Origin of the sequence: Nocardia otitidiscaviarum NBRC 14405 (assembly GCF_000308635.1) — a bacterium.
Lineage (GTDB): Bacteria > Actinomycetota > Actinomycetes > Mycobacteriales > Mycobacteriaceae > Nocardia > Nocardia otitidiscaviarum.
This window is the reverse complement of sequence record NZ_BAGD01000061.1, coordinates 177,008-201,689: the sequence shown is the minus strand read 5'-3', so window position 1 is coordinate 201,689 and position 24,682 is coordinate 177,008. Positions and strand designations below refer to the sequence as shown.

Below are 24,682 nucleotides of genomic sequence, written 5' to 3'. Positions count from 1 at the left end.
GGACGGCGGCAGCCCCCGTCAGTCCTGTAGGACGAACGCGGTGTGCTCCTCGTCCGACACCTCGCGCGCCTCGTCGACGAGCAGGACCGGGATGCCGTTGTCGATCGGGTAGGCGCGGCGCAGGCGCGGGTTGTAGAGCAGCGCGGCCCCCCGGTCGTCGTGGACCAGCAGCAGCGGGCCCTTGTCCTGCGGGCAGGCCAGCAGGCTGAGCAGGGTCGAGTCCAAGGTGATGTCCTCCGGCATGACCGATAACCTACCGGGCCGCGGCGGCACGCTCACCGTCCGGTGCGGGCGGCGACTCCTCCGCACCGTCGCTGCGCCGGGTGCGCAGGTACCACCACTGCGACACCGCCAGGCCGAGCACGCCGGCCGCACCGGTGGCCAGCCCGATCTTCCAGCCCGGCGGCCGCCAGGTCAGCACCAGCTCGGCGGATTCGGTCCCAGCCGGAATCCGCACGGCCACGAAGGATTGGACGACGGTCGAGATCGGCACCGGCCGCCCGTCGAGGGTGGCGCGGTAGCCCGGTCGGCCGAGACGGGCGAACACCACCTGTCCGCCCCGCGCCGAGGACACCCGCACCCGCCTGGTGGTGTCGGTCTCCGATACCGAGGTCGCGGCGACATCGCGGGTGGCCGAGACGCGGCCGCTGCCCCGGAAGGCCGACCGCACCGTGTTAGAGTGCTCGACGGCTCGGGCTCCAGCCAGTCCTCGAGGAGCACCGGCACGCGTACCGTCATCGAAAGTCGATTCAGCTGATGCCGATTCCCTCCCGACGCACGTACCACTCCGACGTCGACACTGCGGAGCATCCGATCCGGCCCGGTATCGACCGGCCGCACGCGGTCTCGGTGGTGGTTCCGGTGTACCGCGGCGAGGACACCATCGCCGCCCTGGTCGCCGAACTGCACGCGTTGACCGAGGCCACCACGACGCCGGGCGGCGTCCCCTTCGCGGTCTCGGAGATCGTGCTGGTGCACGATCACGGTCCGGACCGCTCCGATGTGGTCATGCGGGAGCTGCGCGCCGCCTACCCGGAGGTGCGCGCGGTCTGGTTGAGCCGCAATTTCGGACAGGACGCGGCGACCATCGCCGGAATGTCGGCGGCGCGCGGGGACTGGATCGTCACCATGGACGAGGACGGGCAGCACGATCCGGCGTTCATCGGCGCGTTCCTGGACGCCGCGCTGGAGCGGCGCGCCGACCTGATCTACTCCAAGCCGACGAACACCCGCCCGCACGGCTTCCTGCGCAATCTCACCTCGCGCGGCGCGAAACTGGTGCTGGCCACCGTCTTCGCCTTCCCGGATTCCACCCGCTTCGAGAGCTACCGGCTCATCCGCGGCGATATCGGCCGCCAGCTCGCCGATGTCGCCTCCAATGGCGTGTATCTGGACGTGGCGCTGACCTGGGTGGTGGGCACGGTCGCCCAGGTGCCGGTGACGCTGCGCGCGGAGGGCCGGGAGGAATCCGGCTACAACTACCGCCGCCTGTTCTCGCTGTTCTGGAAGATGGTGCTGTGCAGCGGAACCCGTGGCCTGCGCCTGGTGAGCATGTTGGGCGTGACGCTGGCGCTGGCGGGGGTGGCGCTGGCCGCCTTCGTGGTGTTCCAGGTGCTCACCCGGGAGAACTGGGCTCCCGAGGGCTGGGCGTCCACCATCGTGGTGCTGCTGCTGTGTTCGGGCGCGATCCTGTTCTCCCTCGGCCTGATCGCCGAATACCTGGGTGTGGCACTGCACGTCCTGGTGGGCAAACCGCTGTATCTGACCGTGGATTCGCCGACGCCGCGCCCGGATGCCGACCGGGCCGCGGCCGCCGACCGCGAGATCGAGCACGTCGGCGGCTGACCGCTCGGCTCAGGGCTTCAGCAGGTAGAGCTTCTCCCGTCCACCCGCGATGAGGCGGCGCTCCTCGACGTGTTCGGGGAAGCCGCGGAACAGTTCGTCGAGGGTCTCCTCGTCGAAGCGCAGCGGCCGCGCGCCGTCCCCGGCGTCGGTGAGGCGTCCGCCGAGCCCGGCCATGGCGCGATGGCGGGTGGCGGTCAGATTCCGGACCGGTTCGGCGACGATCACCCGTTCCCGCGCGGCGTCGAGCATGCGGTCCAGCACCGGTTCCGGATCGGGCAGGAAGTGGAAGAGGCTGCCCTGCATGATGACGTAGTCGGCGGCGGGCAGCGGGGTGTCGGCACGCAGATTCCAGACCTGCCCGCTGCCGCCCGCCCGGATCAGCCGGGCGATGAAACGCTCGTTGAGGTCGAGTCCGGTGTAGCGCACCGCCTTCTGCCGCAGGTACCGGGTGTAGAGGGTGGCCGGGCCGCAGCAGAGATCGAGCACCGCGGCGTTCTCGGGAACCAGGGCGGCGATGGCGCGATACCGCGCGCCGTAGTGTCGGCCGTACAGCCCCCGCATGAGTAGTTCGTAGACGGTTCCGTACCGGTAGATGAAGCTGGTGCTCACGTCGATCCTGAACAGTTGGCGGACAACGTCATCCGTTGCACGAACTATGCCATCTGTCCGGTTCCGCCGCCTTCCGTGTGGCGGGCGTCTCAGCGCGAGCGGCGGAACGAGATGTGCCGGTGTCCGAAGAAGCTGGCGACCGCGACCAGGCCCATCACCACCACGGCGGCGGGCTTCTCCGGACAGTGCAGCACCGACACCGCCACCTGGAGCAGCAGGAGGTTCAGCGCCAGCCCACCGGAATTGACGCCGACGAAGGCCACGAAATCGCGCAGGGCGTGCCCGCACACCCGGAACACCAGGGTGCGGTGCAGCACGAAGGCCACCACGATGCTGACGGCATAGGCCAGCGCGGGGGCCAGCGCCACCGCGGCCGCCTTGGCGACATGGCCTTCCAGCACGGTCAGCCAGAGCACGGTGAGCACCATGCCGAGCGCGGTATTGAAGCCGCCCACCAGGGCGAAGGCGACCTCCTGCCGCCGCACCAGACGCAGCAGCAGGCCGGGCGGGGCGTCGGCGGCGGGCTCGGCGATGACACCGGAGTCCACCGTCAACTCGGGTGAGTAGTCGGCGGTGCTCACGAAACCGAGCCTGCCAGTTCACGTTCCGGTTCGCCGGAGGACTCGCCGGGGGATTCCGGCGCGTCCTCACGCCGCGATCGCACGTAGAGCCATTGCAGCACCGCGATTCCGACCACGCCGGCGGCACCGGTGGCGATGCCGATCTTCCAGCCCGGCGGACGCCAGGTGAGCACCAGTTCCGCGTCCCGGGTGCCCGCGGGGACATCCACGGCCACGAAGGAATCCGCGACCGTGGTGAAGGGGATGTCCTGTCCGTTCAGGGTGACGCGGTAGCCGGGCCAGCCCAGCCGGGCGAACACCACGCGGCCGCCGTCGTCGGAGCTCACCCGCACGCGGCTGGTGGTATCGGTTTCCGAGATCGACGTCGCGGTGACATCGCGGGCGTCGGCGACGCGCCCGTTCAGACCCGACACGGGACCGCCGTCGCGCTCCAGCACCGAGATCCACTGGTCGTGGCCCGGGTAGTCCACCCAGTGCCAGCCCGGCGGGGCGGGTTGGGTGCGGGCATCAGGGAACATGGCCCGCTGCAGGACCACCCGGTCCAGCAGCATGAGATCCACGATGGTGCGGCCGGTGGTCGGTTCGGGGGCGAACAGGCGGCGGTAGGCGTCCGGGCAGGTGCTGCCGTCCCAGCGCATGCACAGCAGTTCACCGAAATAGAAGTGCCCGTTGGGGGTGTAGCCCTGGACGTAGTTCAGTTCCAGGTCCTTGGCGTAGTTGCCGAAGACCAGGGAGCCGTAGGCACGGTCGAGCGATTTGTCCGCCGGGCCGATCAGGCCGCGATCACCGAGCTGGATGTTGCGGCCCGCGAAATCCGGGAAGGCCGCCATGGCCTGTTGCCGGTCGGCGGGCAGATTCCACGACATGAGATTCGGCTGCACCGCGCGCACCTGGACGAACGCGATGGGGAACATGGCGGCGATGGTCAGCAGGCAGGCCGCGGCGATACCGCGGGTGCGTCCCAGCGCGACCACCGCCGCGGTCAGCGCCGCGACCACCACCGCCGCGAGCACATGCCAGCCGATGCGATGCGGGTCGGCGGAGAAGGTGCGCACCCACAGCAGCAGGATCAGCACCCCGGCCGCGATACCGCGCCCGCGCCAGTCGCGCACCGTGCCGAACCGGCCCAGCAGCACGCACACCAGCACCAGCAGTCCGATGGCCAGCATGGGCAGTACGCGGGCGGGCCAGCGCAGCGGCCCGATGGTGCCCGGTCCGGCCGTCCACATGAGCGCCATGACGGCGAACAGCGCGATGGAGATGAATTCCCGCCAGTGCTCGCGCGCCCGCCGCCAGTCCACGAAGGCCAGCGCCGGAATCAGGAACCAGGCGATATAGGTCATGGGCAGCGGCTGCACATAGCCCCACCACGAGCTGAACGCCGGATAGGCGCTGGGCAGACTGGCATTCAGCGATTCCGACCAGGGCACCGTGAGGAACTGGTCGTTATTGATCTGCGCCGTACCGCGCCAGCTCACCTTGGCCGAGAGCATGGACGGCAGGAAGGTGAGCAGTCCGGCCAGGCCCGCGCAGCCCGCCGCCACCGCCAGCCGCAGCACCGGCTTCCAGGCGCGCCGCGTGACGAGCTCGCCCACCGCCACCGCGGCCAGCATGAGCACCGCCTCCACGGCCGGGAAGATGTACTGCACCGAGATCGCCAGGTACAGGAAGACGAATACCGGAATCGGACCGCCGTATCCACTGCGGCGTGGGCGGGCCCCTCCGTGGTGACGCGAGCTGCCGCCTCCGGGTCCATCGCCCCCGCCGGGCCCGCGCACGTAGCGCACCGACGACGCCCACGCGTGCAGCATGTACGCGGTGCCGGTGAGCGAGGTCATCCAGCTGGCGGTGTCGAAGAAGAGGAAGAAGCCGGAGAACGGGAAGGCCACGCCCGCGACCGCCGCCCACTGCGGGCGCGCGCCGTAGACCAGGCAGACGCGGTAGATGCCCAGTGCCGCGAGGATGGAGAAGAGCAGCTTCACGATGGTGGCGTACACGGCCAGATTCGGCACCGAGGGCGCGATCAGGTCGATCAGCAACTGCGGCGGGTTGAACAGACCCGCCTCCTCCATGGTGTAGTTGCCCGACATCCACTGGTCGGGAACCATGACCGGGAAGGTGCCCTCGCGCAGGGCGCGGCCGAGCATCACCCACAGTGGGGCGTACTGGGATTCGGTGTCATCGGTGTAGAAGTGGCGCACGTCGGCCGACAGCACCGCCGCATAGCCGAGCACCACGCCGATCGAGGTGACGAACCCCCACCGGAACACCGCACGCCGCGTACCGAGAATTCCACTGTCCACCACGAGTTCCAGACCCTACAGGCAGGCCCTCCGGAAGCGCACCGCACCCGGGCGCGCGCGGCGGCCAGACACCGGCGGCGATGCCGATTCCAGGCCGCCCCACCGTGTTAGAGTTCGACGCTCGGGCTCTGCCGTTCGGCATGTGGTCGGACGATCCGGGGCCGTCGCCGACCGCCATGAGGGGACCGAACTCCGGTGAGCACCGAACGCATTATCTTCAGCCGCCCGTTCCGGGCGAGCCGGGAGCTGGCGAATCTGGAGGCCGTGCTCGCCTCGGACCACAGCCACGGCGACGGGCGGTTCACCGCCGCGGCCACCGCCAAGCTGAAGGCCATCACCGCGGCCCCGCACGCCCTGCTCACCACCTCGTGCACGCACGCCCTGGAAATGGCCGGGCTGCTGCTGGAACTCGGGCCCGACGACGAGGTGATCGTCCCCAGTTTCGCCTTCACCTCCACCGCCACCGCCATGGCGCTGCGCGGGGCGACGGTGGTGTTCGCCGATATCGACTCCGCGACCGGCAATCTGGATCCGGACGCGGTGGCGGCCGTGGTCACCGAGCGCACCAAGGCCATCGTGGTCATCCACTACGGCGGGGTGGGCGCGGAGATGGACCGGCTGCTGGACCTGGCCGCCACCCACGGCTTCGCCATCATCGAGGACAATGCGCACGGCCTCGGCGGCACCTGGCGGGGGCGACCGCTGGGCACCATCGGCACGGTCGGCGCGCTGAGTTTCCACGACACCAAGAACGTGCACTGCGGTGAGGGCGGCGCGGTGCTGCTCACCGATGACATCCTGATGGGGCGGGCGGAGATCATCCGGGAGAAGGGCACCGACCGGGCGCGGTTCCTGCGCGGCGCGGTGGACAAGTACTCCTGGCAGGACATCGGCTCCAGCTACCTGCCCAGCGAACTCAATGCCGCGGTGCTGGACGCGCAGCTGACCGAGTTCGACACCATCCAGGCCAACCGGCACCGGGTGTGGGACGCCTACGCCGCCGGACTGCCGGATTGGGCGCGCCGCAACGATGTTCACCTGATGACCGTGCCCGCCGACCGCGAGCACACCGCACACCTGTACTACCTGCGGGTCCCCACCGAGGACCGCCGCGACGACCTCATCCGCCACCTCGCCGACCGCGGCATCGTGGCCCCGTTCCACTACGTACCGCTGGATTCCAGCCCGGCCGGACTGAAGCTGGGCCGCACCCCGGTGCCCTGTGTGCGCAGCGCCGAATTCTCCGGCACCGTGGTGCGGCTGCCGCTCTGGCCGGGCCTGTCCGACGTCCAGGTGCGGCGCGTGATCGAGGAGGTCACCGCCTTCACGGTGTAGCCGACGGACTCAGTCGTACAGGCGCTGCGCCAATTCCTCCGTCAGCACCTCGTACCGGTCGGATTCCCGGTTGTACCACCAGGTCCGGTCCCCGGGCCGCGGACGGCCCTGGGCCTGGACCGCGCGCGTGGAGGGTCGGAAGGTGGAGCTGCGCGGGATCTCGTCGACCACGTAGACCAGATCGGGGCGCTGGTCCGGGGGCAGGGCGCGCAGGGCCTCGCCGACATCCTCGGCTTCGAGGCGGTAGCCCGCGCGGACACTGAGGGCGGCCACGGCGAGGGTGCGGTCGCCGACCGGAAGTCCGTACGCCACTTCCATATCCACGGCCGTGATGTCGTTGAGCACATCGACGATCGGGTGGGTGTAGACCGGCCCGCGCGGGGTGTGAATGACGGTGTCGCGCCGGTCCATCAGCCAGTAGTCGCCATCGCTGTCGCGGCGGAAGAGGTTCTCCGTCGGCATCCAGGCGTCGCCGGGCGCGAACACCCCGCGGAGGCCGCCGCGGGAGAGATCCACCGAATCGGAGGCGGTGCCGATGAGCAGGCCCACCTCGTTGTCGGCGCAGCGCCGCGCGAAACCCGAGTCCTCGACCAGGATCTCGTCGGTCCTGGGGTCGTAGGCGATGAGTTCGACCTTGGCGGTGCCGGGCACCGGCCGGCCCTTGGAGCCGATCTTCTGCCCGGACACGTTCGCCAGCACCACATCGCCTTCGATGGAGGCGTAGAACTCCAGCACCCGCGCGGGGGCGAAGCGCTCCTGGGTGCGCCGCCACAGCCCGGCGGGCATCCCCGAGCCGATGAACAGGCGGATGGGATGTGAATGACCGTTCGGGAAGGTGTCGGCGTCGAGAATGTCGCGCAGCATGGTCCAGGTGTAGGTGACCACGGTGACGCCGTAGCGGTGCACCTCCTCCGCGAATCGGGCCGGATCCAGCGACCGCGCCAGCGCGATCCGGCTGCCGCCCGCGATGGCCCCGCCCAGGCTCACCAGCAATCCGGACGAATGGTGCAGCGGCGCGAGGCAGTACACGGTGTCGCGGCGATCCAGATCGGCCGCGGTGGCGGTACCGAAGGCCGACAGCGCCCAGCGGTGGTTGGTGATGTACTTGACGTCGAAGCGGTCACCGGTCCCGGTCACCAGGACGAAGGCCAGCTCGCGCGCCAGCCCCGGATTCGGCCGATACCAGCCGGGCAGGGCGACCGCGGCCGGGTCGATCTGCTCCATGTCCACCACATCGCCGCCGAGTGGGATGTCCAGGCCGCGACTCTCACCGCCGCCCAGCACCAGGGTGCGCAGCCCGGTCGCGGCGGCGTCACGCAGATTCTCCGGATCGGCGATGAGCAGTCTGGTGTCGGTGAGCACCACCGCCTGCGCGAGTTCGCTGCCGGGCGCGAGCAGTACCGCCACCGCACCCAGTCGCGACAGCGCGGCGATGGTCACCAGGGCGCTGGGCCGGGTCTCCATGACCACGCCGACCCGGGTGGCCGGGCGCACGCCCACCGAGACGAGTCCGCGCACCACATTGTCGATGCGGGTGTTGACCGCGGTATTGGTGTGCACCCGGTCGTCGAAGAGGAAGCATTCACGCTGCGGTGCGCGCCGCGTCTGCTCGTCCATCAGGCGACCCAGCGAGATTCGGGTGTGCGACTGGATCATGCCGAGGCGGGTCAGGCGCGGCAGGGCGCGCGCCGCCTCCCCGGTGAGCTCCACCGATCCGCGCAGCGAATTGCTCGCCACGGTCTCGAGCGTCTTGCCGATGCTGGTTCCGGCCTCGGCCAGGGTGGCCGCGGCGTGCACCACCCGGGTCAGGGTCGACCGCTGTCCGTTGCGCGCCACATGCTCGGCCATGGGCGCGATGTCGGCGGGGAGCTCGCCGTGGCCGTCCGCCCAGCGCACCCAGTCGCGCACCAGCGGCCAGGTGCGGGCGGTGGCGGTGCTGCCGGCGACCAGGCCGAAGTGTCCGGCGACCAGGGATGCCTCGTAGACCTCGGCATTGGGCGCGGCGCGCTTGATGCCGCGCACCGCGGCGGGCTGGCCGATGTCGTCGACCTCGCCGACGAAGGCCAGGATCGGGCATTCGATATCCGCCAGGGAAATGGGCTGGTCGCGAATAACGAAACCGCCCAGCATCATTCGATTGTGCTGGACGAACTGCTCGAGCAGGTCGGTGAGCGCCGGACCGGGGTAGCCGAGCCACCCCTCGGCCTCCAGGAAGCGACGCTGCCGCTCCTTGGGCAGCAGCGCCTCGCGGTTGTGCAGCTGACGCAGGAAGTCCAGCCGCGCCCGCGCCGTCTTCACCGGGTCGAGGGCCTGGAAACCCAACCGCACCATGGAGTCGGTGATGGGCAGTCGGGTGAGCACATGGTCGGCGAGGAACTGCGCGACATCGGCGGCCAACCCGTGCGGCAGTCCCAGCGGCATCCCGGCCACGATGTCGACCGGGCTGCCGAAGGTGACGATGCTGTCGACGTCCTTCCCGCCGCGATAGGCGGTGGCCTGGTAGGCGAACATGCCGCCCTGGGAGTAGCCCATGAGATGCACCGCGCGCCCGGTGATCTCGGCGACGGTGTCGATGGCGGCGCTCACGGCCAGCACGTGGTCGGCCAGATCCCGCTGCCAGCCACCCTCTTCCACCGCCGGGGATCCGAAATCCACCACCCAGCAGTCGATTCCGGCGGCGTCGAGAATTCCCACCGCGCCGTCGGCGGCATTCACGTCCCACAGTTCGGCGCTCACCATGAGCGGCGGCACCAGCACCGCGACCGGGCGGCCCGGCGCGCTGCTGTCGGGGAAGTAATGGCGCAGGCGATACATGCGCTTCCGCTCGACGACCTCGTACGGCGACGATTCGATGTCGTGCGCCAGCCCCCCGAACCGGATCACCTCGAGCCCGTTCTGCGCGGTGGCGACCAGCCGCTGCACGGGCCCCACGACGGACTTGGAATTGAATTTCACGACTTCTCCCAGACATACCTCGACGTGACCTGCGTCACCCGCCCCAACGCGTTCAGACGAGCTTGTCACATGGTCAGCCTACTTCGTGGGCGCTGTGAGCAGCGCCATGCGGCCACCGGCGCGTCCTACACGAGTGAAGGAATTTGCCGCCCTGGAACTATCCCGGACGGTATTCATGCGGCCGCGTCGAAATTGCGGCACACGTCATGAAACTGCGGGCACAGGATTATTCCCGCATTCCGCTGCGGCTCGCCGAGTCGGCGATCTACCATCGAATCGCTGGAACGCACTGTCGCGCATGTCATTTCACTCACACCGACTAATTCGCGGGCAGCTACCGCCTGCTATATCGCCGTGACCATCACCGGCCGTCGCGCCCAGGCGGCAATTCGAGGGTGAGGACTTCAGCATGACCATAGAAATGCCCGTCCAGGCCGAGACCAACGGCCGGAAGAGCCTCAGCACCGGCGCCGCCCACCAGTTGGCGCACACCACCAAATCCGAACCCCAGATGCAGGGCATCAGCTCGCGCTGGCTCACCCGATCGCTGCCGTGGGTGCAGGTGAAAGGCGGTATCTACCGGGTCAACCGGCGGCTGACCTACACCGTCGGCAATGGCGAGGTGGAATTCCTCATCGACGGCGGCAAGGCACGCGTCATTCCGGAGGAACTGACCGAAATGCCGCAATTGCATGATTTCGACGATGAGGAGATCCTCGGTGCCATGGCGCGCCGCTTCGAGCAGCGCGATCTCGAACCCGATACGGTCATCGCCGAATTCGGCAATCCCATGGACCAATTGCTGCTGATCGTGCACGGCAAGGTCGCCAAACACGGCACCGGCGAGTTCGGCGAACACACCAAGGTCGGAATGCTGTCGGGCGGAGACTATTTCGGCGATCGGATGTTGACCGACCCGAATGCCATCTGGCCGGTCACCCTGAAGACCGTCACTCCCGTCACGCTGTTGGCGCTGCCCCGCGCCGACTTCCAGGAACTGCTCGACAACGCACCACCGCTGCGCGATCGACTCGCGGCCGTGGCCGCCTCCGCACAACGCCCGCAGAACAAATACGGCGAGGCCGAGATCAATGTCTCCTCCGGCCATTCCGGTGAACCACTGCTCGACGGCACCTTCGTCGACTACGACGCCGCACCGCGCGAATACGAACTCAGCCTGGCGCAGACGGTGCTGCGGGTGCACACCCGGGTCGCGGATCTGTTCAACGACCCGATGGATCAGGTCGAACAGCAGCTGCGACTGACCATCCAGGCCCTCTACGAGCGTCGCGAATACGACCTGGTCAACAATCCGGATTTCGGGCTGCTGCACAACTGCGATCTCAAGCAGCGCATCTACACCGAATCCGGTCCGCCGACGCCCGACGATATGGACGAACTGCTGTCCATGCGGCGCAGCACCAGACTGTTCCTGGCACATCCCAAGGCCATCGCGGCCTTCGGTCGGGAGTGCAGCAAGCGCGGTATCTATCCGGATCCGGTGGAGGTCGACGGGCACCGAGTGCCCGCATGGCGAGGGGTGCCGATCTTCCCGTGCGGAAAGCTGCCGGTCAGCGACACTCAGACCACCTCGATTCTCGCCATGCGCACCGGTGAGAAGGACCAGGGCGTGATCGGCCTGCACCAGACCGGAATCCCGGACGAGTACGAGCCGAGTCTGAACGTGCGTTTCAAGGGCATCGACGACCAGTCGCTCATCTCCTACCTGGTGAGCTGCTACTACTCGGCGGCGGTCCTGGTACCCGATGCCCTCGGCATTCTCGACAACGTGCTGGTCGCCCGGCAGACCGACTGATCGACAGCCGCGCGCATCGGCTCCAAGTCGAAGCGCTCCAGCCGTTTCGCAGCCAGCGCCACCAGCCCGACAGCGCGTTCGCCCGTGCGGCGTACGCGTTCCCCGTGCGCCCATCGCACGTAGTCTCCACCGAGAGGATGATCTGCCATGACCATGCTCCATCACGACGCCGACAACAGCCCCGTCCTGCGCACCGACTTCCAGCGATCGGTCGCCGCGTATTGGAACGACAATCCCAACGACGATCGGGTGAACACCAAACTCGGCGAGGTCGACGGGCTGTACCACCACCATTACGGGGTCGGCGAGCCGGACTGGTCGGTCATCGAGGGACCGGAGGAGACCCGGCAGGAACGCCTCGTCCGGGAACTGCACCGGCTGGAGACGGCACAGGCCGATCTGCTGCTCGACCACCTCGGCGACGTGCGGCCCGGCGACCGGCTGATGGACGGGGGATCCGGGCGGGGCGGCACCAGCTTCATGGCCAATCAGCGGTTCGGCTGCGCCGTGGACGGGGTGACCATCTCCGAGTACCAGGCCGGATTCGCCAACGACCAGGCGCGCGAGCGCGGCGTCACCGACAAGGTACGGTTCCACTTCGCCAATATGCTGCACACCGGTTTCGAGGCCGGGTCCATGCGCGGCATCTGGACCAATGAGACCACCATGTATGTGGACCTGTTCGAATTGTTCGCGGAGTTCACCCGGCTGCTCGAACCGGGCGGGCGCTATGTGGTGATCACCGGCTGCTCCAATGACGTGACCGGCGGGCGCTCGGCCTCGGTGAGTTGGATCGACGCCCACTACGGGTGCAATATCCATCCGCGCAGCGAGTACTTCAAGGCGCTCGCCGCCAACAATCTGGTGCCCATCGCGGTCACCGACCTCACCCCCGCCACCATTCCGTACTGGGACCTGCGCACCCATTCGGAGCTGGCCACCGGTGTGGAGAAGCCGTTCCTCACCGCCTACCGGGAGGGTAGCTTCCAATACCTGCTGATCGCCGCCGATAAGGTGGGTAGGTGACCCTCGAATCCCCCGGCCTCGGCGCGGCCACCGATCGCGAAGCCCTGCCCGTCGAACTCGTCGACGAGCGCGGCCGGGCGATCGGGGCCTGCCCGGTGGCGGAGGCGCACACCGCACCGGGGCGGCTGCACCGCGCGTTCTCGGTCATGCTCTTCGACGCCGCCGGGCGAATGCTCCTCCAGCAGCGGGCCGCGGTGAAGACGCGCTTCCCGCTGCTGTGGACCAATACCTGCTGCGGCCATCCCGCCCCCGGACAGCCGGTGGCCGAGGCCGCGGCGGTGCGGTTGCACGAGGAATTGGGTGTGGCGGCCGACCTCGCCGAGGTGGGCACCTTCACCTATCAGGCGACCGACCCCGGAACCGGGCGCGTCGAATTCGAGTTCGACCACGTGCTCGTCGGTCGGCTCGACGGCTTTGCGCCGCAACCGAATCCGGACGAGGTGGAGAACCTCACCTGGCTGCGCCCGGACCAGCTCCGGGCCGCGCTCACCCACTCCCCCGAGGCCCACACCCCGTGGCTGGCACGGGTGCTGGAGATCGCGGACCACGCGGCCCGATCGCGGGGGTAGAAACCCTTACGCCGAGCGCTCATCCGGTGCCAGCAGGCCCGTATCGGTCGGCAGGGTCGCGATGACCTGTTCGAGACGCTTGTGATGCTGTTCGGCGGCGAGCAGCAGCCGATCGACGTCGCGGGACAGGAAGGCGTCGAGCATGACGGTGTGGTCGCTGTGCAGGCGCAGGCGGTCGGCCGCGCTCACGTGCACCATGGGCTGCACGGGTTCGGTGACATTCCACGCGGATTCGAGCATGTGCAGCAGCCGGAACATGCGCGAGGGGCGGGTGAGCGCGGTGTGGAAGGTGCGGGAATGGCGATGGTAGGCGATCGCGTCGCCGTCTCGAAGCGACTGTTCCAGTAGCGCATTCGCGTCGATGAGGGCGGTGCGCTCGGCAGTGCTGGCATTGGTGGCCGCGGCGACGAGAGACGCGGTCTCCAATGTCTGTCGCACCACATAGATTTCGCGCAGCTCCGCGGGCGTCAGCCGGGCCACGGAGTACCCCAGGCCGGGTTCGTGTACGACCAGCCCCTCCCCGATGAGGGTCGCGAGCGCCTCCCGCACCGGAATGTGGCTGACGCCGAAGAGTTCCGCCACCTCGCGGAGCGGGATGAGAGTGCCCGGCGGCGCCGCCCCGTCCAGAATGAGCCGCCGCAGGTCACTCAGGATGATGCGGGGGCGGCCCGGTGCACCGGCCACCAGCGTGGCCAGCAGGGCGGTGTGTCGTCGTGCGGGCATGGCGCCACGCTAGGCGGCGCATGTTGGTTTTCTCGGTCGTCCATGTCACGAACAGGAAAAGCGTCAACCGAGCATGGCGGCCCGCACCCAGCCGACGCCGGTCCGCACGCCGGGGCCCAGGCAGCCCATGACCATCTCCGGTGTCATCATCTCGTAGCCCGCCGTGATCCGGACCCGCCCGCCCGCACCCGGACCGGCGACGATCTCCAGCTCACCCACGCTGGGCTGGGCCATGGTCACCGGCCACCATCCCCACACGGTGCTCACCGCACCGTTGGACCAGGTGATGTGCACGGTGATCGGACCGTCCGCGGGATGCATGCAGTCCGACCACGCCTCGTGCACGCCGGTGAAGGTGCCGCCGGTGATACCGGGCCACCCGACGCAGTCCCGCAGCGATCCGACCGAGGTGAAGGTCATCGGCTTGGGCGTCATGTCGATGCCGCCGTGTACGGCGGTCCAGCGGAAGTCGCCCTCGGCGCAGCCACCCACCACCGGCGGCGCGGCCGGAGGCGGCACCACAGCCGCAGGCGGCACCGCCACACCAGTCAGGGGCGGCACCGCCGCCGCGGGGGCCGCGATGGCGAGCGCGCACGGCAGCATCGCGAGAATCATCCCGGATTTCCACACGGTTGCGGACATTAACGCAGGTCAGTAACCATGCGGTGGATGCACCGTCGGATCGTCGTTTCCGAACTCGCGATGATCGCCCGACTATGCGTCCAGCAGCCAGTCATTGGGGGCGAACAGTTCGAAATGCACGCGCCCGGCCGGGATTCCGGCCGCCAGCAGCTGTGCACGCACCGCTTGCAGGAATCCGGTGCCGCCGCAGAGGTAGTAGTCGGCGTCGGCGGGCAGTGCCACCTCGGCGAGGTCGAAGGTCTGCCCCTCGGCCTGGTACCAGGTGCGGTAGTCGGCGTCGCGCAGGTCGGCGGTGAGCGCCCGGACGCGGTCGCGCAGCGGATGCGTGGCGGCCGAGCGATCGCAGTGCAGCACCACGGTGCGCCGGGTGGACCTCGTGGCGGCCAGATACTCCAGCATGCCGACCATGGGTGTCACGCCGACCCCGGCGGAGATGAGCACCACCGGCGTGGTGGCCGCGGTGTCGAGGGTGAGGTCGCCGAACGGCAGCGTGACCTCCAGGCGGGTGCCCGCCGCGGCATGGCGGTGCAGCCACGACGACACCTCCCCCTCCGGTGTGCCCCGCTCGGCCGCCACCCGGCGCACGGTGAACGCCAGCCTGCCCGTGCCGGGCGCGTTGACCAGGCTGTACTGACGCAACTGCCGGGCACCGTCGGGAAGCAGCGCACCGACCGAAATATATTGCCCGGGACGGAAATCGGGCAGCGGCCGGGTCGGATCCTCGGCTTCGACGACGAAGGTGACCACGCCCGAGGCATCCTCGACGCGGTCGACCACGCGGGTCCAGCGGAAGACATCGCCCGCCGCCACCCCGGCGGCCCGGTAGAGCCCCTGCTCGAAGTCGATGAGGGTGGTGGCCATGAGCCAGTACACGCGATCCCAGGCGGCGGCCACCTCGGCGGTCACCGCCTCCGCGCCCAGCACCTCGACGATGGCGGCGAACAGATGCTCGTGCACGATCGCGTACTCGTCGGCGGTGACCCCGAGCGAGGCATGCTTGTGCCCGATGCGGGAGAGCAGTTCGCGCGGATGCGGCAGGTCCGGATTCACCAGATGGGTGGCATAGGTGGCGATGGAGGCGGCGAGTGCGCGCTGCTGCGCGCCCTGCGCCTGATTGCCCCGGTTGAAGCGGTCGCGAATGAGCTCCGGGTGGGCGGTGAACATCTTGCGGTAGAAGAGTGGGGTGATCTCGTCGATCCGGGCGCCCACCAGCGGCAGGGTCGCCCGGATCATCGCCGCGTGTTCGGGTTCCAGTTCCGGAACGACGTCCAGGGCCGGATCCATTGCGGTCGTCATGCTGTCTCCTCGTGCTAGCGGTCGACTGCCGGAGTGGCCGACAGATGCAGCAGTTCGACGGTCCGGGCGGTCACCAGATCGGCGAGCGTGTAATGGTCGAGCTCCCGATAGAACGCCTCCTGCGCATTCCGGAGAACATGTCGCAAACGGCAATTACTCGCCAATGGACACGGATGCTCGCCGAGGCATTCGACGACTTCGGCATCTCCCTCGAGACCGCGGACTATCGCGCCCACGGTCGCGGCGCGTCCTTCATCGGTGAGGAAAATACCGCCGGAGCGCCCGCGATGGGAGGCGACGAAGCCGAGTTCGGCAAGCCGCGAGACGGCCTTGGCGACATAGTGCTCCGAGGCATTGACCTGTCTCGCAACCAGTTTCGCTGTCACACGGGTATCGGCTTCGCTGCTGACCGCGAGGCGCATCATCGCCCGGAGTCCGAGATCGGTGAACCGGGAAAGCTGCATGGCTATACCGTACGTAATTCGGACAGTAGAAAGCGCATTCAGCGCGTGTGCCCTTTAATACGCTGTGCCGCGCATATTTTGTCGGTTCGGTCACAAGGACCAATTACTCTATTCCGCGCACCGCGGCCTTGGTATGGCTACCATGTGGCCAACCCGTGGCGGCCGGGGCGGATATCGGTGCCCGGCGCGACGCACGCCACACCCGGCTGGCAGCATGGCGGCCATGGATCTGGTCAGCGTGGAACGTATCGAGGACGCGGCGAAACTCCTCGCCCCCGTGGTGCGCCGGACGCCGCTGGTGGCGTCGCGGGTGCTGTCGGAGCGCACCGGCGTGGAGGTGCGGCTGAAATGCGAGAATCTGCAACGCACCGGGTCGTTCAAACCGCGCGGGGCCTACAACCGCATCGCGAATCTGCCGGCGGACGAGCGGGCGCGCGGCGTGGTGGCCGCGAGCGCGGGCAATCACGCCCAGGGTGTGGCGTGGGCGGCCACCTCACTGGGTATCGAATCCACCGTCTTCATGCCGGTCGGCGCGTCGCTGCCGAAGCTGGTGGCCACCCGGGCCTACGGGGCGACCGTGCACCAGGTCGGCGAGACCATCGACGAAGCTCTCACCGCCGCACTGGATTTCGCGGCGCAGACCGGAGCTACCCTGATCCACCCGTTCGACCATCCCGATATCGTGGCCGGGCAGGCGACCGTGGCGCTGGAGATCCTGGACCAGATGCCGGACGTGGGCACGGTGGTGGTGCCGACCGGCGGCGGCGGGCTGCTGGCGGGGATCGCGGTGGCGCTGCGCCATCTCGCCCCGCAGGTCCGGGTGATCGGGGTGCAGGCGGCCGAAGCCGCCGCCTGGCCGGGCTCGCTCGCGGTGGGCCGACCGGTGCCGCTGGATCGCATGACCACGATGGCCGACGGAATCGCCGTGGGTCTGCCCGGGGCGGTGCCGTTCGCCCATGTGGCCGAACACGGGACGACCATTCTCACGGTGGACGAGGACGCGCTGTCGCGTGCCCTCCTGCTCTGCCTGGAACGGGCCAAGCTGCTGGTGGAACCGGCCGGTGCCGCGGCGGTGGCGGCGCTGATGACCTGTCTGCCCGAGGAGCTCGAGCTACGCGGGCCGGTCTGCGCGGTGCTGTCGGGCGGCAATGTCGACCCGCTGCTGCTCACCCGCGTGGTCGGGCACGGTCTCAGCGCCGCGGGCCGCTACCTCGCGCTGCGCGTGACGATCTCGGACCGCCCCGGCAGCCTCGGCGCCCTGCTGGGGGCGGTCGGACGCACCGGGGCCAGCGTGCTGGATGTGGTGCACTCCCGCACCGGGTCCTGGCTCGCGGTCGACGAGGTGGAGGTGGCGCTGACACTCGAGACGCGCGGCGCGGCGCACCGGGACGACGTACTACAGGCGCTGGCCGACGCGGGATACGCGGTGCGCGTACAGGACTGACCACTTCCGCCACGCCGCCGGGTCAGCACATGTCCGGCGGTGGATCATCACATGGCCGTCGACGTCGCCGGATGACCGCCGGGTGTGTCCGGAACAGCTGTATGCCAATGCGTCTCGGCCGTCAGTGCGCGCCGCCGAGTTCCAGCGCCAGCACGCCCGCGATCACCAGCCCGATGCCGCCGACCTGTACCAGGGTGAGCTTCTCGTTCAGGAACAGCGCCCCGATCACCGCCACCGCCACCACACCCACCGCCGCCCAGATGCCGTACGCCACCCCGACCGGCATTCCGCGCTTCAACGCCTGCGACAGGCAGTAGAACGCCGCCCCGTAGCCGATGACCACGATGGTCGACGGCACGGGCTTGGTGAATCCCTCCGACAACTTCAGCGACACCGTCGCGGTCACCTCGGAGGCGATGGCCAGCGCCAGAAACAGCAGAGTCATGCCCGGGAGCGTATCCCGCCCGCGACGGCGCACCCCAGCCAGCGAACCGGCCACCTCCGCCAGCCGCGTCGCGGGAGAGAGTGGCGCGCAGGCACCGCCCGGCACCGCCGGTCGGTCGCGCGGGGCCGGGCGTCAGCTCAGCCAGTCGCGGTGGGCGGCGGCGGTGGCGCGCACCTCGTCGAGTTGTTTCGCGACCTGAACGCCCGCGGTGCCGCCGCGGGCGTTGCGGGAGGCGATGGAGCCCTGCACGGTCAGCACCTCGCGCACGGCGGGGGTGAGGGCCGGGTCGACGGCGGCGAACTCGGCGTCGGTGAGTCCGTCCAGGCCGACGCCGCGCGCCTCGGCGGCGCGCACGCATGCCCCGGCGGCCTCGTGCGCGACGCGGAACGGAACGCCCTGGCGGACCAGCCATTCGGCGATATCGGTGGCGAGGGTGAATCCGGCGGGGGCCAGTTCGGCCATGCGGTCGGTGTGGAAGGTCAGGGTGGAGACCAGCCCAGCGATGGCGGGCAGCAGCAGTTCCAGCTGCGCCACCGAATCGAAGACGGGTTCCTTGTCCTCCTGGAGGTCCCGGTTGTAGGCCAGCGGCTGCGCCTTCAGGGTGGCCAACAGGCCGGTGAGGTTGCCGATGAGGCGGCCCGCCTTGCCGCGGGTGAGCTCGGAGACGTCCGGATTCTTCTTCTGCGGCATGATGGACGATCCGGTGGACCAGGCGTCGGCCAGGGTCACGTACCCGAATTCCGGTGTGCTCCAGATGATCACCTCTTCGGCCATCCGGGACAGATCCACCGCGATCATGGCGAGCACGAAGGCGGCCTCGGCCGCGAAGTCCCGGGCGGAGGTGGCGTCGATGGAGTTGGCCGCGGCGGCGTCGAAATCCAGGTCGGCGGCAATGGCTTCCGGGTCCAGCCCGAGCGAGGATCCGGCGAGTGCCCCGGATCCGTACGGCGACACCGCCGCCCGCTTGTCGAAGTCACGCAGCCGCTCGATATCGCGCAGCAGCGGATGTGCGTGCGCCAGCAGGTGATGCGCCAGCAGCACCGGTTGTGCGGCCTGCAGATGGGTCTTGCCCGGCATCACCGCGTCCGGATGCGCGGCCGCCTGTGCGACCAGCGCGTCCACCACCTCGAGGACGCCGAAAGCGATGCGCCGCACCGCGTCCCGCAGCCACATCCGGAACAGCGTGGCGACCTGGTCGTTGCGCGACCGCCCGGCCCGCAGTCGGCCACCGAGTTCGGCGCCGACCCGCTCGATCAGTCCGCGCTCCAGCGCGCCGTGCACGTCCTCGTCGGATTCCAGCGGTCCGAACGCCCCCGATGCCACATCGGCGGCCAAGCGGTCCAGGCCCGCGAGCATGCCGTCCAGGTCGCCGTCGGACAGCAACCCCGCCTTGTGCAGCACGCGCGCATGGGCTTTCGACGCCCGCACATCGTAGGGGGCCAGCGCCCAGTCGAAATGCGTCGACTTGCTCAGCGCCGCCATGGCCGCCGCGGGCCCCGACGCGAACCGACCACCCCAGAGCGCGCCCTCGTTCGTGCCGTGCTGCTCGGTCATCGTGTGCTGTCTCCTCCGGGTCGGATCGTGGTCACGGGTGGATCGCTGTCATGAGTATGTGCCTGGCCATTTCGTCGGCCGTGAGTTCGGAATCGACGTCGCGGCGGTGGCGGGCGAGGACTTCGCGCGGGTCGCCGGGTGTGACGACCCAGCCCCGCTGCCGGAACCAGTCCACCGGGTGGTTGCGGCCCTCGAAGGGATACCACAGCTGGTGCACGTCCACGTGCACACCCTGTTCGGCCATGAACCGGGTACGTTCGCGGTCCAGTGCGTAGGCCCGCTCGGACCGTTCGCCGGACATGTTGAGCGCCACCCGGCTCCCGGGCACGCTCAGCGCGACGATATCGCCGAGCAGCCGGTCCTGCGCATCGGCGGGCAGGTAGCGCAGCAGCCCCTCGGCCAGCCACGCGGTGGGCCGGGCCGGGTCGAAACCGCTGTCCCGCAGCGCCTTCGGCCAGTCCTGCCGCAGGTCGGCGGCCACCGTGCGCCGCCGCACGGTCAGTTCACCGTCGTAGGCGGCGAGTGTCTTCGCCTTGAACTCCAGCACCTTCGGCTGATCGATCTCGAATACCGTGGTGCCGGCGGGATACTCGAGGCGGTAGGCGCGCGCGTCGAGCCCGGCCGCCACGATCACGAACTGCCGGATACCGGCGTCCGCGGCGGCGCGGAAGTACTCGTCGAAGTACAGCGTCCGCGCCACCACGAAACTCCACAGCTGGGTCAGGGCCTCGGCGACCGAGTCCTCGTAGTCGCCGCGACCCATGCGCTGCCAGACCGGCGAGTCGACGGCGGTCACCAGGACCTCCGCGTAGGGGTCGTGGAACAGCGCGTCCGGGCGGCGGCTCTCCGCCGCCCGCATGGCCGCGACCCCGAGGGCCGTCGCACCCACGCTCTCGGTGATATCCCAGTTGTCGTCGTCGGTCCGCACGGCGGCCTCCTTCCGGGGTGATCCCCGGGTTCGAGGCTACTTCTTGCCGAGGTCGCGGCGGGCGGCGACCTTGGAGGACAGGCCGTGGATCTGGACGAAGCCCTTGGCCAGGGACTGGTCGAAGGTGTCGCCCTCGTCGTAGGTGGCGAGGTTGAAGTCGTAGAGGGATTCGTCGGAGCGGCGGCCGTTGACGACCACATTGCCGCCGTGCAGCACCATGCGCACGTCGCCGGAGACATGCTGCTGGGTTTCGGCGACGAAGGCGTCGAGGGCGCGCTTGAGCGGGGAGTACCAGAGGCCGTCGTAGACCAGCTCGCCCCAGCGCTGCTCGACCTGGCGCTTGTAGCGGCCCAGCTCGCGTTCGATGGTGACCGCCTCCATCTCCTGGTGGGCGGTGATGAGGGCGATGGCGCCGGGGGCCTCGTAGATCTCGCGGCTCTTGATGCCGACGAGCCGGTCCTCGACCATGTCCAGGCGGCCGACGCCCTGGCGGCCCGCCCGCTTGTTCAGTTCGGTGATGGCCTCGAGCATGGTGACCGGGCGGCCGTCGATGGCGACCGGGACACCCTTGTCGAAGGTGACGATGAGTTCGTCGGGGGCCTCGAAGTTGACGGTCGGGTCGACGGTGTAGTCGTAGACGTCCTTGGTGGGGGCGTTCCACAGATCCTCGAGGAAGCCGGTCTCGACGGCGCGGCCCCACAGGTTCTGGTCGATGGAGAACGGCGACTTCTTGGACACGTTGATCGGCAGGTTGTTCTCACCCGCGAACTCGATGGCCTTCTCGCGCGTCCAGGCGTAGTCGCGGACCGGGGCGATGACCTTCAGATCGGGGGCGAGCGCGCCGATACCGACCTCGAAGCGCACCTGGTCGTTGCCCTTGCCGGTGCAGCCGTGCGAGACGGTGTCCGCGCCGTGGTACTCGGCGGCCTCGACCAGGTGCTTGACGATGAGCGGCCGGGAGATGGCCGAGACCAGTGGGTAGCGGCCCATGTAGAGGGCGTTGGCCTGGATGGTCGGCAGGCAGTACTCGGTGGCGAACTCGTCGCGCGCGTCGACCACGATGGATTCGACGGCGCCGCAGTCGAGGGCGCGCTGGCGCACGTCGTTCATGTCCTCGCCGCCCTGGCCCAGGTCGATCGCGACCGCGATCACCTCGGCACCGGTCTCCTTGCCGATCCAGCTGATGGCAACGGAGGTGTCCAGCCCGCCCGAGTAGGCGAGTACGACGCGCTTGGTCATAGTCCGTGTGCTCCTCGATTAGTGCGTATGAGTCTGTGCCGACCGGCCGCGTCCGCCTCCGGCTCCCTGCGCCGCGGCCCGCTCCGTCGTCCTGCAAATGATTATGCATGACGATGCAAGCCCATTCATAACCGGGGTCCCGAACCACAGCACCCGGCAGCTCCGGTCCTCCACGCCGCCGTCGCCCGCAACACCTCCAACACGGCACCAAGCACCGCGACCGCAGGCACCATAAACCCCGGGAATTCCATTGCGGCGGTTGGTACAACGGAAGAGTGAGTGCTTCGAGAATCTGGTTGCTGCTGGTGTGTGCGGTCGCCGCGACCGTGGTCGCCGTCCGGCCCGCCGCGGCGGCTCCGGAGCTGGCCGAGACCACGGTGCTGGACGTGTACTCCCCCGCCATGGACCGCGTCGTCTCCAATCGGGTGATTCCCGCCGCGCACGCCGGTGCGCCGACGCTGTACCTGCTCACCGGCGCGGGTGGCGGTCAGGACGGGATCTCCTGGTGGGACGACACCGATGTCAGGGAGTTCTTCGCCGACAAGAACGTGAATGTGGTGATGCCGATCGGGGGCGCGTTCACCCTGTACACCGATTGGATCGCCGACGACCCTATCGCGGGGCGCAACAAGTGGCAGACGTATCTCACCGGTGAGTTGCCGGCCGCGGTCGACGCCCGGTTCGCGACGAGTGGCCGCAATGCCATCGCCGGGGTGTCCATGAGCGCGGGTTCGGCGATCGACCTGGCTATCCAGGCGGGTGACCGGTACAGCGCGGTCGCCTCCTACAGCGGGTGCCCGTGGACCTCCGACGCCGCCGGGGTGGCGATGGCCGGTGCGGTGGTGCTGCGCGGCGGCGGCAATCCGGCGAATATGTGGGGTGTGCCCGGCGGCGAGGTGTGGCGTGCGCATGATCCGTATCTGCACGCGGAGCGATTGCGCGGTAAGATGGTCTACCTGTCGGCCGCGTCCGGCGTGCCCGGTGTCATCGACCGCAACGGCCTGCCCTCCCCCGTCGTCGAAGCCATCGCCAGTTCGTGCACCGCCGCGTTCGCCGCGCACCTGTCACGGCAGGGTATGACACCGATCCACGTCGACCGCTCCGCCGGATCGCACACCTGGGGCCAGTTCCAAACGGACCTGCACGACTCCTGGCCGCATCTGGCCCGTGCCATCGGCGCCTGATCAGACCCGAAACGCCTGCGCCAACCGCGCGTCGAGCCGCTGCCGCGCGGTGGCGAGCGAGGGGCCGTACCAGGTGAGGGCGCGCCCCTCCACCAGGGCCACCGGGATACCCGGAAATGCCTCCGGCCCATCGGTTTCGGTGAACACGTACGGCTCGTCGGGAAGTACGGCGAGTTCGACACCGGCGGTGAGTTCCCGCTCCGACAGGGTGGGATAGCGCTCCGGCCGATCCGCGTGCACGAGTCGCAGCCCCAGCCGCCGAGCGATATCGCCGGTGAAGGTGTCGCGCCCGACGACCATCCAGGGATCACGCCACACCGGAATCACCGCGTCGCGCAGCGTTTCCGGTGGCGGCGTCGACCATTGCGCGCGTGCGCGCACGAGCCATTCCGGATTTCCGGCGTCGAGCAGCAGTCCGAAAAGCCGTTCCAGGGACGAGAATGCCTCCTCCAGCGTCCGAATCCTGGTCACCCACACCGCGATTCCCATACCCCGCAAACGCTCGACGTCGATGCGCCGGTTCTCCTCCTGATTGCACACCACCACATCCGGTGCGATCACACCGATTCGACGCACGTTCGGGTTCTTGGTGCCCCGGACACGCTCGACCGGCAGATCGGGCGGATGCGTACACCAATCGGTAGCGCCCACCAGCAGATTCGGGCAGGTGACCGCGATCGCCTCGGTCAAGGAGGGGACCAACGACACCACGCGCCGCACCGGCCGCCGCAGCGGAACCGGCGCACCGAGATCATCGAGCAGTTCGGTGGGCACGGACACGCTCAGCGGGGTAGGACGGATGAGAGTCCACTGACGATGCCGTAGAGGGTATCCACGACCAATCCCACGGCCAGACCGGTGTACACCGACAACAGGTTGGGGTCCATGTCGGTCCAGGGTAGCGCGTTGTCTCGCGGCCCCCTCATCCGAAGGCGACGCGGTCGAGCCAGCCGGTGAACAGCTCACCGTCACCGAGGACCTCGATCGCGGCCGATTCCGGCGTGCGCCGCCGGTAGATGACGAGCAGCAGCTCGGTCAGCGGCCCCCGCACCGCCACCGCGCAGCGCTCGTGCGCCCGCCGCCAGGTGATGCCCGCACCGGTCAGGTCGATCACCCATTCGGCTTCCAGCTCCTCCGGCGCATCGGTGGCGTGCAGGTGCAGGGTACGGCCCGGGCCGAACAGTTCCCGGACTCGCGGGCGCTGCTCGAGCAGATCGGGCAACGAGCACAGCTCCAACCATTCGTCGATGGCGTCGGCCGCGAGATCCGGCTCCACCGCGAACTCCGCGCCGACGGCGAGGGTGGCGTCGGCGCGATGCACGAGTGCCTCATGAGTGAACCGACGCGCATAGAAATCGCTGGACCGCACGCCCGGCACCGGAGTCCACAGCGGCAGCCCCTCGCCCGCCGCGGCCAGCGCGCCGGACAGCCGAGCCGACGTCTCGCCCAGCCACGGATCGATATCGGCGGACTTCTCGTCGACGAATGCCGACAGCTCCCGGAACTGGAACTCGTCCTCCGGCAGCGGCTCCTGCACCCGGCGCTGCACGGCGGCGGCCGCCCAGCACTGGCCGCCGCCGACATGGCGGGCGAGCTGGCCGAGATTCCACTCCGGGCAGGTGGGGACCGAGGTGGTCAGATCTGCGTTCTCGATGGCGGTGCGGAGGTGGTCGGTCTGGGTGATGATCTCCATGGTGTAGCGGTCGTAATCCAGAGGCATGGGA

At 69.2% G+C, this 24,682-nt stretch carries 23 protein-coding genes; 7 read left to right on the top strand and 16 right to left on the bottom strand.

Annotated elements, in window-relative coordinates; genetic code table 11:
• Positions 1-18 precede the first annotated feature (18 nt).
• The gene (locus ON31_RS12140; RefSeq protein WP_029928854.1) at positions 19-243 is read right to left on the bottom strand and encodes a Trm112 family protein; all 225 of its coding nucleotides are present in this window, start codon (positions 241-243) and stop codon (positions 19-21) included.
• Between the two features lie 10 nt (positions 244-253).
• Positions 254-670 carry a YfhO family protein gene (locus tag ON31_RS12135; protein WP_039812851.1) on the bottom strand — a complete coding sequence of 139 codons (417 nt, stop codon included), beginning with the start codon at positions 668-670 and terminating at the stop codon, positions 254-256.
• A gap of 86 nt (positions 671-756) precedes the next feature.
• Here ON31_RS12135 and ON31_RS12130 point away from each other — a divergent pair, with 86 nt between their 5' ends.
• Positions 757-1,845, top strand: coding sequence for a glycosyltransferase family 2 protein (locus ON31_RS12130; protein WP_081592387.1), 1,089 nt, complete (start codon positions 757-759; stop codon positions 1,843-1,845).
• Positions 1,846-1,854: 9 nt separating this feature from the next.
• Here the strand turns inward: ON31_RS12130 and ON31_RS12125 are convergent, their stop codons facing one another.
• The 3 genes from ON31_RS12125 to ON31_RS12115 form a co-directional block, all read right to left on the bottom strand.
• Positions 1,855-2,454 (bottom strand): class I SAM-dependent methyltransferase, encoded by a 600-nt coding sequence (locus ON31_RS12125; protein ID WP_039812849.1) that lies wholly within the window; start codon positions 2,452-2,454, stop codon positions 1,855-1,857.
• Between the two features lie 89 nt (positions 2,455-2,543).
• Complete coding sequence (locus ON31_RS12120; protein ID WP_306306414.1) at positions 2,544-3,035, bottom strand: GtrA family protein; 492 nt, start codon at positions 3,033-3,035, stop codon at positions 2,544-2,546.
• A complete protein-coding gene (locus ON31_RS12115; protein ID WP_063821477.1) occupies positions 3,032-5,305 on the bottom strand; it encodes a hypothetical protein in 2,274 nt (757 codons plus the stop codon). The genes ON31_RS12120 and ON31_RS12115 overlap by 4 nt, the downstream gene beginning before the upstream one ends.
• Positions 5,306-5,533: 228 nt before the next feature.
• Between ON31_RS12115 and rffA the strand changes: the two genes are divergently transcribed.
• Positions 5,534-6,673 carry a dTDP-4-amino-4,6-dideoxygalactose transaminase gene (gene rffA / locus ON31_RS12110; RefSeq protein ID WP_039812846.1) on the top strand — a complete coding sequence of 380 codons (1,140 nt, stop codon included), beginning with the start codon at positions 5,534-5,536 and terminating at the stop codon, positions 6,671-6,673.
• Positions 6,674-6,682: 9 nt separating this feature from the next.
• On the opposite strand, the gene ON31_RS12105 is transcribed toward rffA, so the two are convergent.
• On the bottom strand, positions 6,683-9,628 hold the full coding sequence (locus ON31_RS12105) for an AMP-binding protein (protein WP_039812843.1): 2,946 nt from the start codon (positions 9,626-9,628) through the stop codon (positions 6,683-6,685).
• 409 nt (positions 9,629-10,037) lie between these two features.
• On the opposite strand from ON31_RS12105, the gene ON31_RS12100 reads away from it, so the two are divergent.
• From ON31_RS12100 to idi, 3 genes are all read left to right on the top strand, one after another.
• Positions 10,038-11,444: a family 2B encapsulin nanocompartment shell protein gene (locus ON31_RS12100; protein WP_039812839.1), complete on the top strand. Its 1,407-nt coding sequence runs from the start codon at positions 10,038-10,040 to the stop codon at positions 11,442-11,444.
• 147 nt (positions 11,445-11,591) lie between these two features.
• Complete coding sequence (locus tag ON31_RS12095) at positions 11,592-12,470, top strand: geranyl diphosphate 2-C-methyltransferase (RefSeq protein ID WP_085996391.1); 879 nt, start codon at positions 11,592-11,594, stop codon at positions 12,468-12,470.
• Entirely contained in the window at positions 12,467-13,039 is a 573-nt protein-coding gene (idi, locus tag ON31_RS12090; protein WP_039812836.1) for an isopentenyl-diphosphate Delta-isomerase, read from the top strand. Before ON31_RS12095 ends, idi begins: the two co-directional genes overlap by 4 nt.
• A gap of 6 nt (positions 13,040-13,045) precedes the next feature.
• Here the strand turns inward: idi and ON31_RS12085 are convergent, their stop codons facing one another.
• The 4 genes from ON31_RS12085 to ON31_RS12070 all read right to left on the bottom strand — a co-directional run bounded on the left by ON31_RS12085 (position 13,046) and on the right by ON31_RS12070 (position 16,164).
• Positions 13,046-13,762 (bottom strand): GntR family transcriptional regulator, encoded by a 717-nt coding sequence (locus ON31_RS12085; RefSeq protein WP_039812833.1) that lies wholly within the window; start codon positions 13,760-13,762, stop codon positions 13,046-13,048.
• A 63-nt stretch (positions 13,763-13,825) separates the two neighbouring features.
• On the bottom strand, positions 13,826-14,377 hold the full coding sequence (locus ON31_RS12080; RefSeq protein WP_039812831.1) for a hypothetical protein: 552 nt from the start codon (positions 14,375-14,377) through the stop codon (positions 13,826-13,828).
• A 99-nt stretch (positions 14,378-14,476) separates the two neighbouring features.
• Complete coding sequence (locus tag ON31_RS12075; RefSeq protein ID WP_039812829.1) at positions 14,477-15,700, bottom strand: globin domain-containing protein; 1,224 nt, start codon at positions 15,698-15,700, stop codon at positions 14,477-14,479.
• A 14-nt stretch (positions 15,701-15,714) separates the two neighbouring features.
• Positions 15,715-16,164 carry an RrF2 family transcriptional regulator gene (locus ON31_RS12070; RefSeq protein ID WP_029928884.1) on the bottom strand — a complete coding sequence of 150 codons (450 nt, stop codon included), beginning with the start codon at positions 16,162-16,164 and terminating at the stop codon, positions 15,715-15,717.
• 214 nt (positions 16,165-16,378) lie between these two features.
• On the opposite strand from ON31_RS12070, the gene ilvA reads away from it, so the two are divergent.
• Entirely contained in the window at positions 16,379-17,608 is a 1,230-nt protein-coding gene (ilvA, locus tag ON31_RS12065; protein ID WP_039812827.1) for a threonine ammonia-lyase, read from the top strand.
• Positions 17,609-17,729: 121 nt separating this feature from the next.
• On the opposite strand, the gene ON31_RS12060 is transcribed toward ilvA, so the two are convergent.
• From ON31_RS12060 to ON31_RS12045, 4 genes are all read right to left on the bottom strand, one after another.
• Positions 17,730-18,053, bottom strand: coding sequence for a DMT family transporter (locus tag ON31_RS12060; protein WP_029928888.1), 324 nt, complete (start codon positions 18,051-18,053; stop codon positions 17,730-17,732).
• Positions 18,054-18,185: 132 nt separating this feature from the next.
• Positions 18,186-19,607, bottom strand: coding sequence for an argininosuccinate lyase (argH, locus tag ON31_RS12055; protein WP_039812824.1), 1,422 nt, complete (start codon positions 19,605-19,607; stop codon positions 18,186-18,188).
• A 31-nt stretch (positions 19,608-19,638) separates the two neighbouring features.
• On the bottom strand, positions 19,639-20,535 hold the full coding sequence (locus tag ON31_RS12050) for a class I SAM-dependent methyltransferase (RefSeq protein WP_039812821.1): 897 nt from the start codon (positions 20,533-20,535) through the stop codon (positions 19,639-19,641).
• Positions 20,536-20,571: 36 nt separating this feature from the next.
• Positions 20,572-21,774 carry an argininosuccinate synthase gene (locus tag ON31_RS12045; protein ID WP_039812818.1) on the bottom strand — a complete coding sequence of 401 codons (1,203 nt, stop codon included), beginning with the start codon at positions 21,772-21,774 and terminating at the stop codon, positions 20,572-20,574.
• 275 nt (positions 21,775-22,049) lie between these two features.
• On the opposite strand from ON31_RS12045, the gene ON31_RS12040 reads away from it, so the two are divergent.
• On the top strand, positions 22,050-22,958 hold the full coding sequence (locus ON31_RS12040; protein ID WP_039812815.1) for an alpha/beta hydrolase: 909 nt from the start codon (positions 22,050-22,052) through the stop codon (positions 22,956-22,958).
• Here ON31_RS12040 and ON31_RS12035 read toward each other — a convergent pair whose 3' ends face one another.
• Together ON31_RS12035 and ON31_RS12030 are read right to left on the bottom strand one after the other, a co-directional pair.
• Complete coding sequence (locus ON31_RS12035) at positions 22,959-23,738, bottom strand: helical backbone metal receptor (RefSeq protein WP_306306413.1); 780 nt, start codon at positions 23,736-23,738, stop codon at positions 22,959-22,961.
• Between the two features lie 142 nt (positions 23,739-23,880).
• Positions 23,881-24,678 (bottom strand): maleylpyruvate isomerase family mycothiol-dependent enzyme, encoded by a 798-nt coding sequence (locus tag ON31_RS12030; RefSeq protein WP_039812812.1) that lies wholly within the window; start codon positions 24,676-24,678, stop codon positions 23,881-23,883.
• Positions 24,679-24,682 lie beyond the last annotated feature (4 nt).